8 protein-coding genes are annotated in these 12,549 nt (G+C 67.2%); 1 reads left to right on the top strand and 7 read right to left on the bottom strand.

Annotated features, from left to right (window positions below):
- Positions 1–204 precede the first annotated feature (204 nt).
- From ABGB16_RS28120 to ABGB16_RS28100, 5 genes are all read right to left on the bottom strand, one after another.
- The gene (locus tag ABGB16_RS28120) at positions 205–822 is read right to left on the bottom strand and encodes a glycosyl hydrolase (RefSeq protein WP_347671108.1); all 618 of its coding nucleotides are present in this window, start codon (positions 820–822) and stop codon (positions 205–207) included.
- 164 nt (positions 823–986) lie between these two features.
- Positions 987–2,339 carry a sugar ABC transporter substrate-binding protein gene (locus tag ABGB16_RS28115; RefSeq protein ID WP_347671107.1) on the bottom strand — a complete coding sequence of 451 codons (1,353 nt, stop codon included), beginning with the start codon at positions 2,337–2,339 and terminating at the stop codon, positions 987–989.
- A 73-nt stretch (positions 2,340–2,412) separates the two neighbouring features.
- On the bottom strand, positions 2,413–3,372 hold the full coding sequence (locus ABGB16_RS28110) for a carbohydrate ABC transporter permease (protein WP_347671106.1): 960 nt from the start codon (positions 3,370–3,372) through the stop codon (positions 2,413–2,415).
- A 7-nt stretch (positions 3,373–3,379) separates the two neighbouring features.
- Entirely contained in the window at positions 3,380–4,297 is a 918-nt protein-coding gene (locus tag ABGB16_RS28105; protein WP_347671105.1) for a sugar ABC transporter permease, read from the bottom strand.
- A gap of 470 nt (positions 4,298–4,767) precedes the next feature.
- Entirely contained in the window at positions 4,768–5,865 is a 1,098-nt protein-coding gene (locus ABGB16_RS28100; RefSeq protein ID WP_347671104.1) for an ROK family transcriptional regulator, read from the bottom strand.
- A gap of 205 nt (positions 5,866–6,070) precedes the next feature.
- Here ABGB16_RS28100 and ABGB16_RS28095 point away from each other — a divergent pair, with 205 nt between their 5' ends.
- Entirely contained in the window at positions 6,071–8,215 is a 2,145-nt protein-coding gene (locus ABGB16_RS28095) for an alpha-galactosidase (protein ID WP_347671103.1), read from the top strand.
- Positions 8,216–8,551: 336 nt separating this feature from the next.
- Here the strand turns inward: ABGB16_RS28095 and ABGB16_RS28090 are convergent, their stop codons facing one another.
- Both ABGB16_RS28090 and ABGB16_RS28085 read right to left on the bottom strand, forming a co-directional pair.
- On the bottom strand, positions 8,552–11,401 hold the full coding sequence (locus tag ABGB16_RS28090; RefSeq protein WP_347671102.1) for a glycosyl hydrolase: 2,850 nt from the start codon (positions 11,399–11,401) through the stop codon (positions 8,552–8,554).
- A 180-nt stretch (positions 11,402–11,581) separates the two neighbouring features.
- The gene (locus tag ABGB16_RS28085; protein ID WP_347671101.1) at positions 11,582–12,544 is read right to left on the bottom strand and encodes a PfkB family carbohydrate kinase; all 963 of its coding nucleotides are present in this window, start codon (positions 12,542–12,544) and stop codon (positions 11,582–11,584) included.
- Positions 12,545–12,549 lie beyond the last annotated feature (5 nt).

The following is a 12,549-nucleotide window of genomic DNA, read 5'->3' as shown; positions in this document are numbered from 1 at the left end:
CAACACGGTCTCCTCGCGCACGGACAGCTCGGCGGTGTATGTGACACTCATGGCGACGCAGGACCCCTACTGAAGTTGATCTGTGAGAGGACCACTTCATACCGGGGTTCTGCGTCTTTCCCTTGCAACACAACGGGTCCGGGCGTGTCCGCACCGGCCACCAGCACCGCTACCCGCCGCACTCACACCGTTACGCGGAAAGGCTCACTGGCTGCCGCCCTCCTTGCTCCACCAGAACCATGTGCCACCGGCCTCGTGGTAGGGCGCCCAGAGGACGGCGACGCCTTGGGACTGAAGCCGCAACAGTTGACTGGCGGCGGCATCGAGTTCGGCGACATACGACTGGTATTCCGGTGTGCCCGGTGTGAGGGTGGCGTCGATCGAGGCCGTTCCGCCGTAGTCGCAGTAAGTTGACGTGGGTGCGCCCACGTGCCAGCCGATCAGCGGGATGCCGCCGGCGTTCCACCAGGCCAGTGCGCGATCGATGGCGCCGGGGCGATCGCACATGTCCATGCCGCGGATGGCCGGATACTTACCCGTGTTGCTCAGGATGTAGTCGAACTCGTCCTCGCTGCCGTTGGTCTCTCGCTGGCCGGACAGGACGTGGTTGCCGTACTGACTGTAGAGGTAGCACAGTATATTCCGCGCCTGCGCCGTTGCCTGTGAGTCGACGGGCGCAACGTTGCAGGTCAGGGAAGCGTTGGTTGAGGTGGGCACTGAGCTGTGATCCGGGTTGGCGGTCGCGGCAACCGTTCCATTGAGCCACACCACACCACTGCTGATAGTCGCGATGGTTGCGGCAAGCGCCCTCTTCCATTTCATATGCAACTCCCTCCTTTCCGTTGATGCGCTCTCCCGCTCGGGGATCAGGTTCTTGTGTTGAATAGCCGGCGGGGCATGCCGAAGCGATTCACCTTTCGACAGAGGCGCGCCCGCCTTCGTTGCCCTCCTTTCACCGGCAAGGCTTCGGCATGCTCCCCCGTGGATCACCGGAACAGGGCGTTTATCTTGTCGTTCGCCTTGTCAATAGCCGAGATGTCGGTCTTGAAGAGCAGGTACGACTCCATCGCCTCCGTCATGGCGGCTTGGATGTCGGTCCAGTGGTCGGCGATCGGCGCCAGGTGCGTGGTCTTGTCCTGCGGGTGGATCAGGAAGGGGCCGACATCGATGCCGCTCCTGGCGAACGCGTCCTTGGCCGGCGTAGCTGCCTGGACCATGGCGGGGAACACGATGCCTTCCTTGGCCACGATGTTCAGCTGGCAATCGGCGGATGCGAGGTACTTGACCCACTGCCAGGCGGCTTCCGGGTGCTTCGTTCCGGCGGCGATGTTGTCGGCCAAACCGTTGATCATGCTGGCGCGCTTGCCCGACGGCCCGATGGGCGTCGGCGCGATCCCGGACTTGACGCCTTTGAGTGCCCAGTAGGACTTGGTGTTCCAGCTTCCTTCGGTGACCATCGCGTACTTGCCGGCACCGTACGCGTCCATCTGCGCTACGACGGACTTGCCGCCAGGTCCGACCTTTTCCAGTCCGGGCATGTAGCCCTTCTCGGTGAGCGAACGCCACCAGGCGATGGTGTCCTTGAACCGCTGGTCGTTGAAGTTGAACGCGGTAGCCCAGGGCCCTTGGGCATGTTGCCACCCGGTGCTGAAGGCGTACTCGCTCCATTCGGTCTGCCCGAATGCGCCACCGCTTCCATTCAACCCGAGCCCGTAGGTGACCACGTGGTTCTTGTCGAAGCCGGGTTCGTCGCCGTGTCTCCCCTTGGCATCCACCGTGAGACGCGCGATGATCTTCTCGTAGCTGCCGCCGTCGGTCGGGTTCCAGGTGAGGTTCTGCATCTGCTCGGCCGTGATGCCGGCCTCGCGGAGCTTGGCGGTGTTGTAGAAGATCGCGACGGTGTCGAAGTCCTTGGGCAGGCCGTACTGCTTGCCGTCCTTGGACTTCCACAGGTCCGCCAGCCCAGGCTGGTAGACGTTCAGGTCCAGTTTGTCTTTGCCGATGTAGTCGTCGAGGGCCAGCAGCTGGTTGCGCTGGGCAAACTGGGGGTAGTACGACAGGTGGCTGACGAACACGTCGGGCGCCGTGTCGGAGACGAACGACGTAGTGAGCGCGTTCCAATAGTCGGACCACCCGTACTGCGTGATCTTGATTTTGATGTTGGGGTTTGCCTTGGTAAAGTCGTCAGCGCACTGTTGATACTGAGGCTGCTGGGCCGAGTCCCAGAGCCAGTAGTTCAAGGTGACGTTGCCGGAGCCATTGGTGCTGTCCGAACCGCTGCAGGCAGCGAGAGGGACCGCGAACAGCGCTGCGGCAATGAGACAGACGACCCGTCTCATATGTATGACCTCCGTAGTGTGGGGCGTTGGTTATTACGCTGCAGACGGCTGCGTTTTAGTGTGCGGCGACCGCCTACTTGATGCCAGAGAATTCGATGGAATTGATAATTCGCCGGCCGACGATCGCGAAGAGGATCATGATCGGCAGCGCGGCGATGAGTGTCGCCGCCATCAGCGCAGCCCAGTCGCTGCCCCCTTGGGGGGTCTGCGATCGGAATATGCCGAGGGCGACGGTGAGGACCCGGACGCTTTCGTCCTTGCCCACCAGCAGGGGCCACAGGTAGTCGTTCCAGGAGTTGATGTAGGTGATGACCGCCAGGGTGGTCAGGGGTGCAGAGCTCATCGGGACGATAATCTTCGAGAAGATCCGCGCATGACCCGCGCCGTCGATTCTGGCGGCTTCCTCGATCTCTCGGTTTATGCCGAGGAAGAACTGCCGCAGGAAGAAGATGGAAAACGGCGTCATGAGCAGGCTCGGTAGGACGATTCCGAGGTAGGTGTTGAGCAGTCCGAGATTCTTTACGAGTACGAAGTTGGGCAGTGTCGTGAAGATCGGCGGCACCATGAGAGCGGACAGGAACAGGAAGAAAATCTTGTTCCGGCCCGGCCATCGCAGCCGGGCGAACGCGTAGGCGGCCATCGCGCTGAACAGCAGCTGACTTGCGGTGATGATCGTGGCGACGATGACGGAGTTCATCAGGTAGCGCCAGAAGTTGAGACTTGCCGGAGTGCCACCCTGTGCGAGCGCCTCCTGCGGTGAGGCAAGACCGAGAACGCGCCGGTAAGCGCCGACGGTGAAGTCCACCGGCAGCAGATCCCCTGAGCCCGAGGCAAGCGATCTGGTGGTGGAGAACGAGGTTCGCAGCATCCAGTAGAACGGGAACAGCGTCAGCGCCATGATGACGGCGAGCGCGACCCAGCCAGCGACCCGGCCCCAGTTCACGCCGCGGCGGCGGGCGGCGCCGTCCATCGCCGCGGCCGATGCCTTCACGGACTCCGAGCTGTGCTGGTCGAAACCTTGCAAGGTGGCCATGGCTTCCTCAGGAAAGGTCGGAGTCGTGGGCGCGGGTGAGCCGTAGCTGGACGTATGCGATGCCGACCAGCAGGACGAACACGGCGAAGGACATCGCTGAGGCGAACCCGAAGTGGAACCGGTTGAACGCCTGGTCGTAGATGTAGTAGACGATCACGCGGGTGGCGTTGACGGGACCACCGGAGGTGGTGACGGCTACGGTGTCGAAGACCTGGAACGAACCGATCACGGTCAGAACGAGCACCAGGGCCATCACCGGGCGCAGCAAGGGCAGGGTGACCCGCCAGAACATGCGCCACTCACTCGCGCCATCCAGGGCAGCCGCCTCGTAGAAGGTGCGCGGGATCATCTGCATCCCCGCGACGATCAGCAGCGCGGTGTAGCCCACGTGTCTCCACGTGTTGAGCAGCGCTACGGTCGGCATGGCCGCGGCGGTGTCGCCGAAGAAACTGAGACGGTCGACGCCGACGGCGTTCAACAACTCGTTGATCACACCGATCTGCGGGTCGAGCATCCAGTACCAGACGATGGCCACCACGACGTTCGCCACGAAGTACGGCAGCATGATGATGCCGCGGACGACGATCGATCTGGTCAGCCGGTGCATCAGGACCGCGATAAGCAGCGCCAGCACCGTCTGGGTCACGATGTTGATAAGGACGTACTCGGCGGTGACCAGCAGGGCGTTCCAGAACAGGCGATCATCGATCATCTGCTTGTAGTTGTCCACGCCGACGAACCGCGCCGGCCCCAGCAGCGAATAGTCAGTCAGGCTGAAGTAGAAGCCGCGAACCGTTGGCCAGATGTAGAAGGCGACGAATCCGAATGTCGCAGGCAGAACGAAAGCCAGGGCCGGCAGGAGGTCGCCATGACGCCGGCGCGACGAGCTGCGACGCAAGTGCCGCAAGGCCGCTGGGGCTGTCATCGCGGATTCCATGCCTGGTGACGGCCGCTGTTGTCGAGCTTGACAGGGCAAATGCGCGCTGTGTCGCGCTGATGCCGTCGTGGCTTACCTCGCCGTCGGGTGCCGTGCGCATTGGCCAGGAGGCCGCCGTCCTCAACGCCGGGCAACGGTGGCGCAACCGCAGCTGCGGGTTGGTCGCCTGTTCGGAGCCTCGATGGCGAGGGGGCCGTTAACATGCCGGAAGCATAGCGTTTTCATTCACGCTGTCAAGTAACTGCGGCCAGTCGTACCGGTCAAGACCGGTCGATGGCTGGGAGTTAGTGAACAATCGCAACAAAGCGGAGTTGGTCGCCGTGGTGTCGCGCGGCGCGTGGCCGGCGACAGCGGGGGCGCGGATGTCATGACGGCCGCCCGCTGTCGCCTGCTTCTGGCTCCGGTGGCTGGCGTCGCGGCAAGCAGGGACGGGCGATGGCCTACCTCGGTGCGGGATCTCAGGCGCCGAGGATCTGGTACTGCAGGGCCGCCACAGCCGCCCCGCGCGCCCACTCGCTGAAGGTGAAGGGCTTCACCACAACCTCGACGGGCGTTGATGTCCAGTGAGTGTGCTCCGCTAGCGCCGCATCGAAGGCGTCGGCGCAGACGTCGAACATCTGCACTGCCTCTCCGGACAGGATGACCAGTTCGACGCCGGTGATGTTCGCGACCGTGGCGACTACTCGCCCGAGTGCTCGTCCGGCCTCTTGGAACACCCGCGCCGCCGCCGGTTGCTGCTCGCGTCCGAGGGCCAGGCACTGGTCGAAGGTCAGGTCGGGGCGGCCCAGTGCCGCCGCGATGGATCGCTGGATCGCCGCGGAGCTGGCATACGCTCGGGCGCAACCGCGGTGGCCCATCTCGCACAAAGGGCCGTTGTTGTCGACGGCCAAGTGCCCGACCAGGCCAGTACCCCGGCCGGGGCTGCGAACCACTTGGTCACCGATGACCAGGCCGCAACCAATGCCGGCCCCCACCGTGACAAGCGCGAACGAGTGCCGTCCCACACCGGCCCCGAACCATTGCTGTGCGGCGGTCAGCGCACGCACGTCGTTTTCGACGATAGTCGGGAGACCGGTCGCAGCGGCCACGATGTTGCCGATGGGCACGTCGTTCCAGCCGAGAAACGGCGAGGTGTGCACGATGGGATCGCCGGCAGAGGCCGTGCCGGCGAGGCTGATGCCCACCGCCGAAGGCGGTGTTACGGGCAGGCTGAGCTCCCGGACGGCGTCCGCGATCTCCGCCACGACGTGGTCCACCTCATGGCTGCGCAGCTCACGCCGGACCTCGCGCTGAATCTGACCTCGAAGATCGGTGCGGACGGCGAACATCTCGTCAGAGGTGAGCTTGACGCCGATCAGCGACATCCGGCTGGCATTGACCGCCAGTGGCTGGGAGGGTCGCCCCAACGCAGGGCGCTCTTCCGTCGGCTGGTACAGCAGGTATCCGCCTTCGATGAGCGGTTTGGTCAGCTTCGTCAGCGCCGACGGCGACAGCGCCAGCCGGCGCGCGGTCTCTGCCCGCGACAGGGGCCCGTGCACCAGAAGCTCAACAAACACCGACCTCATGGCGTCGCTGACCTGCGTCTGCCTCTGAGGACTAGACATCTCCGAAGAGTTTTTTGATGATGTCAAGGAAGTCCACGGCGACTGAGCCATTTCGGTCGTCATGACGCATAGTTTACTGCACGGAGGAAACATGTCGTTGGTGCCACTCGATCCCGAGTGCCGGCTGTGGGCAGCACACACGCCAAGCTCCACCTACGTGCTTGAGATCGAGACCGACCCGCAGCGCGACGAGGTCACGGTACGCCAGAAGTACTGGGGGCCGAGGCTGTCGTCCTCGGCTGCGCGGGAGGCCGCGGCTCTGCCTGCCGGATCGGCGACACCTTCGGGCGCACGACGTCACGTCACCAGCTTCTCCCAGCCCGCGGAGATCGAGGAGCTGCTGCCGGTGGACGGCGGCCTACGGTGGGGCGTTCCCGCCCTCCAGGTGTCGGTCGACGGCATCAGATCGCTCGAGCTGCGATTTGTCAGCGCCGACGCATACCCGGAAAACGGATCGGACCGACTCGACATCACACTTCAGGACCGGGTGTTCCCCGTCGAAGTCGTGCTGTCGATGCGCGTGTTCGCCGATTCGGACGCCATCGAGCGCTGGGCTACGGTACGGCACCACGGCGGCAGCGACGCCACCGTGGAGATCACCCGCCTGGACTCTGGCAGCTGGTTCATCCCGGATGCCGCTGACTATCACTACAGAGCGGTGTTCGGTGCCTGGGCCGAGGAGAACCAGCTTCAACGGGGCCGGCTGCCCGTCGGGGAACTCGTCTTCACCAGCCGGCAGGGCATCACCGGACACCACGCCAACCCGTGGATCATGATCGATGATGGCAGCGCCGACGAGCGGTACGGGGAAGTCTGGAGCGTGGCGCTGGCATGGAGCGGCAGTTGGCGCATGACCACCACCCGACGCCCGGAAGGTGGCGTCGCCGTCACCGCAGGGTTCGGTCACGACGGCGTGCGGTGGAACCTGCCCCCCAACAGTGAGATATGCAGCCCAGCCGTGCTCGGCGTCTACAGCGCCGCAGGCACCGGCGGTGTCAGCCGAGCCTGGCACCGGCACGTTCGCCGCCACGTCCTGCCTGCCGCCGACCGGGACCGGCCGGTGCTGTTCAACTCGTGGGAGGCGACCGGCTTCACCGTTACCGAAGCTACCCAGCTGAAGCTGGCGCGCCGCGCCGCAGCAATGGGTGTCGAGCTGTTCGTCATCGACGACGGATGGTTCGGCAAGCGCGACGACGACCGCAGCTCCCTGGGCGACTGGCGGCCGCACGCGCTGCGGTTGCCCAACGGCCTGTCCGATCTCTTTGACGACATCCGAGCGCTCGGCCTCAAGGTCGGGCTGTGGGTCGAGCCAGAAGGCGTCAGCCCAGACAGCGACCTGTACCGGGCCCACCCTGATTGGGTGCTGAACCTGTCCCACCGCCGCCGCGACTACAAACGCCATCAGCTGGTGTTGAACTTCGCCCGCCACGACGTACGCGACTGGGCCTTCGAATGGCTCGACAAGCTCGTCACCGAGCTGAGCCTGGACTATCTGAAGTGGGACATGAACCGGCCTTTCACCCAGGCCGGCTGGCCAGAACAGGAACAAGCGCAGGACCGGGTCTGGATCGAGCACACCCGGAACGTCTACTCGGTCTTGCAGCAATTGCGCACCCGACACCCCCACCTGCAGATCGAAGGGTGCGCCGCCGGCGGCGGTCGCCTCGACCTCGGCATTCTCCGCTACACCGACCAGGTGTGGCCGTCCGACAACACCGACCCCGTCGACCGGCAGACGGCCCAGCATGGCTTCTCGCACATCTACCCCGCGAGCGTCATGTCCGCCTGGGTCACCGACTCGCCAAACGCCAACGTCGGCCGCCACACTCCCCTGCGCTACCGCTTCCATGTGGCCATGGCCGGAGTCCTCGGGATCGGCGGCGACCTCGCGACCTGGTCACCGGCGGAGCTCGAGGAGGCTGGCACACTCATCGCGCAATACAAGACAGTCCGCAGAACCATCCAGCACGGCTCCCAATATCGGCTGGGTGGTCGCCCCGGCGCCCTGCCCTCCGCCGTGCAGTACGTCTTGAATGATCAGGTGGTCGTCCTCGTCTACAACCCCCACGGAAACGTCAAGAGCGGACCACGATGGCTACGGCTTACCGCCCTCGACCACAACGCGACGTACGAAGTCACCACCGGCGGTGACACCGGCGACTGCGTACCCGGCAGGCTGGCCAACGGGTCTCGCTGGCACGGCAGCACACTCATGGCCGTCGGCATCCGACCCGCCGCCTGGGAGCCCATCGGCGAGGACTACCGCAGCGACCTCATCGTGCTCCAGAAACTGCCCGACTGACGGACTCAGCCGCGATCAGATCGGCTGGTTCTCGGGATCTCTGCGGCTCAGCTGGTCTTGTGGCGCTGGCGGGCCCGCCGATGTTCACTGTCATCAGCAAGACGGCTCGGCTCCCCGCGCTCCTGCTGGCCGGCCGAACGGAGAAGATCGGCGGGCGGCCGGGCAGCCAACCCGGGCGGCAGAGCGCCCCGGCCCATCCCACCCGCGGCCCGCGCCGTCGCGCATCGCCTCCACCCCGCTGTTTTGCCACAGGTAGCGCCGCCAGCCACACCGACGAAGCAGGTGCGACATTCCGCCGGATCCTGCCGTGCTGGCGGCGCTGCCTACGATGACCGGTCAGCGGGCGCGGACTCCATCGACCTCGTGATGCCCCGCGTCGAAGAACAGGTTGATTCCGCGCACCTGTGCGAGTTGGTCCCGGCACTCCGCGCCGAGCGTGGTGAGGTCGATGACGACGGCCTCTTCGCCCGTGTGCGGACCGTCCACCCTGTCGACGGCGGCGGTCTCGCACCACGTCCACCCGGGGCCCACCTGCAGCGCGGCCCGGAGCCCGGTACCGGTGGTAGCGGCCACGTCGACCAGCAGCGCGGTTCGGCCGGCGAGATCCCCACCGCCGGCGCCCCCTACCCAGGCACCTGCGTCGAGATCCACCACGAGACGGCCGTCGTTCGTCGTCACCGTGCCGGCACCGCCCCCGACGCTCCATCCCTGCGCGCCGGACTCGAAGTCGAACAGGGACACCACGGGCTGCGGAACCGGCAGTGCGTCCAGCACGTGCAGCCAATGAGCCAGCTCGGCGCGGGTGGCGGGAAGCTCGGCGCCGAACCTGCTCTCGGCGATCGGAACGATGATGCCAACCGTCGTGGACCAGGCCACGGCGGGGGCGGCCGGGTGATCGGCAGGCACGTCTCGGAACCGCGTGGACTCGTCGATGTCGGGTTCGCCAGCCAGCCGCCACAGTGCCGATGCCACGTCCAACCGCGTCGCGGGGGTCCGGTCAGCGGACGGTGCCACGCCACCGTTGGGGCGGTAGGCCGCGAGCACCGCAGCCAACTCCTGGTGCGTCACCGGGCGCTGCGGATGGAACCGACCGTTGCGGTCCCCGAGGTCGACGATCTGGTGCAGCCACTCGATGGCCTCGTAGTCCGGGTGGTCAGTCGGCACATCGCGGTATGCCGGCGCCGCTGGCGCACCCGGCACGGCTCGCAGCTCATCGACCACCACCGCACCCTCGTTGGCGCCCCCGTCAGCCGCGTTGACGTACACGCTGAACTGCGTCACCTCGCGCAGCGTCGCGGCGTCGAGCCGCCGCCCCACGTTCGCGGTGTCCCACGGCGCAGGGCGCCAGTCCGTGAACGGGATGGTCGCGAGGTAGGGGTCGTCGCCCGCCAGCGACGGATACGCCTCGAACGCGACGCCGTCAGCGACCAGTTGCAGCACCAGCTTGTTGCCTGACCCGTCTGGGTCGATCCACGCCTCGAAGTTTCCGAACGCCGACCAGTCGCCGGACACCTGTCGCCCGACGCCCGTGTAGGTCTGCGTGGCGAACGAGTAGCCGAGGCGCAGCGCGGCGTCTCCACCGCCGACGGCTGCCCCTTGCGAGGCGCGCACCAGTCCTATGGTGTTCGCGTTGTACTGCACGTACGTGGTGTGCAGGGCGACGTCGTCGCCGTATCCCTCGAAGTCGTCGACGACACCGGGCGGCAGCTCGGGTTGCGCACCGAGAAGGATTGACAGCTTCTCGGTCGCGACTTCCGCCCCGCCGGAGAACACGCTGAGGGTCAGGCCCCGGGTCGAGTTGTCGAGCTCCGCCGCGGGCACGTCCCAGGTCCCCGACCACCACAGCTCGCCGGCTGCGGGCGGGGCCAACTGCACGTCGGTGGTCGTGCCCGTTGGTCCCGCGCCGGTCGTGACGACGACCCGATCGGCGTCGTAGCCCGTCACCGAGGCCCGCAGGGTCACCGGCCCGGACAGCACGCGGGAACCGTCGGCCGGGCTGGCCAGGTGGGCCGCCGCCGAGGTCACCGGGGTGGTTCCGATGCTGTACACCCCGTTGAGGTCAGCAGCGAACAAGGTGAACGGGTCGGCGTAATAGGCGAGGAAGTCGGGGAGCATCTCACCGTCCACGGGCGTGTACGGCGTGGTGTCGCCTCCGTAGTTCGCCCAGGTCAGCATGTAGGCGATGCGTGCGGCGGACGGATCGGCCTTGATCGCGTTCAGCACGTCGGTGTACCAGGTCGTGCTGGCGTTCTGCCCGTCCGGCCGGACGCCCCCGGAGATCCCGAACTCCGTGAAGGCGCTGATCTTGCCACGGGAGTCGGCGAGGTTGGCGATCATGCCCAGGTCCGCCACGAGCCCCTGGAGGAACTGCGCCGACGCGCCCGTGTCGTCGTAGGTGTCATACCCGAGGACGTCCACGAACTCGTCGCCCGGGTAGGTCCGCAGGTACCGCTCGGCGTCGCCGCCGAAGCCTCCACCCGGTGAGAAGGCGTACAGCAGGTTGTGCACGCCCTTGACGTCCCGCAGATACTCCACGGTGAACCGGAAGAGCTCCGCGTACTCGCCCGGGGTGCCGAACGCCGCGCCCCACCAGAACCAGGAGCCCGCGTTCTCGTGCCAGGGTCGGAACACGATCGGGATCAGGGTGCCGTCGGCATCCACCGCATGGTGGGCCGTCGTGGCGATCCGGTCGAGGTGGGCGACGAGAGCGTCGTGGCGGGAACCTCCGGGGAGGACGGCGCGCAGCGCGTCGCCGGAGGTGTCGGAGAACTCGCCACCCGTGACGAGGTTCTCCATGTGCACCGTCATGGTGCTGATGGCACCCACGTCGTGCGCTTGCCGGATGTTGGCGGCGAGCACGAGTGCCTTTTCCTCTCGCTCTGCCAGCGACATTCCCGGCCGCTCGAGGGTGTCGAATCCGATGATGGCCGGATAGTCGCCTGTGGCGGCGCGCACGTCGGACGACGTGCCGTCCTGCTGCTCGAAGGACTCTCCGAAGTACAGGTCCTCCTGGTGGCCGAAGAGCACGCCCCGGTCATCGAGGTCGCGCAGGTAGGCGAAGAGCGAACGGGTCTCGGGCGTGGCCTGTGGGTCCACCATGTCGACCGGGGTGTCGACGCCGTCGGCGGGCGCGGCGGTGGCCGGCGCGGCCGGCAACGGCAGGATCGCGAGGAACACGGCTGCCACGGCGGTGAACAGACTGCGGCGCGCTCGCCGCGGCGGTGGAGCCGCCGCGCGTCGGCGCGGCGGCGGTACGAGGGAACTCATCGTAACCTCCCAGGTTGTGTGTAGTGGCCGCCGGGCGGCAGCCGCCGGAACGGCTGCGGAGCGGTCCGACCGCGCAGCCGTCGTGTTGATGCCGTCGCTTCAGCCGGTCGGCGCCTGGGCCACCGCGTCGAGTTCGGCCGGCGTCGGCGGGTCGGCGCCCGGCCGCGACACCGTGATGGCGGCGGCGCCCGCGGCCCACGACGCCGCCCGGCGCAACTCCTCGAGGCTCAGCGCGGCGAGCACCTCGCGCGCGGCCGGACCGTGCGCCCCGAGGCCCAGGAGCGCGTCGACGAGTGCCCCCATGAACGTGTCGCCGGCGCCGATCGTGTCGGCCACGGTCACCGGCACGCTAGGCACGGTGACGACGTCGTCGCCGCGCACGAGCACGCTGCCGTCCGCGCCACGGGTGACGACGACCAGGACCGGCCCCGATGCCGCCCAAGTGCGGGCCACCTCGATGGGGTCGGTGCCAGGGTGGTACCAGCCGAGATCCTCCTCGGACGCCTTGGCGACGTCACTCAGCTCCACCAGCCGCTCGACCCGCGGCAGCACCTGCGCGACATCCGGGGTGATCGCCGGGCGCGCGTTGGGGTCGAACGTCACAAGGGCGCACCCGCGGGCCTCGCGCAGCGCATCCTCTACCGTGGCCGCGCCGGGGTCGAGCACGGCCGCGATCGAGCCGGCGTGCACGACGGCGATGCCGCCCCTAGCGGTGGCGCGGGCGACGGTCTCGGGCGCGAGATCCCAGGTGAGGTCGAAGTCGTAGGTCGCGGACCCGTCGGCGCCGAGACGGACAGCCGCGGTGGAGGTCCGGCCGGTGGCCGGCGGCTGCGCTACGACAGTGACGTTCGAGGCCTCCAGCCAGTCCCACGCGGCGGTGCCGCGCGCGTCGTCGGCAAGTGTGGTGACGAGCACCGGACCGCGGCCCAGGCGCCCGAGCGTCACAGCCACGTTCGCGGGGCTGCCGCCAGGCAGCTCGCGCACGCCACCATCGGCGCCGTCACGGCGGCCCGCCGGCACCACGTCGATCAGCGTCTCGCCGATCACCACCACCGACCCCATCGGGG

Source organism: Micromonospora sp. B11E3, assembly GCF_039871625.1.
Lineage (GTDB): Bacteria > Actinomycetota > Actinomycetes > Mycobacteriales > Micromonosporaceae > Micromonospora.
The sequence above is the reverse complement of the archived record's forward strand: the minus strand, read 5'-3'. Positions and strand labels throughout refer to the sequence as shown.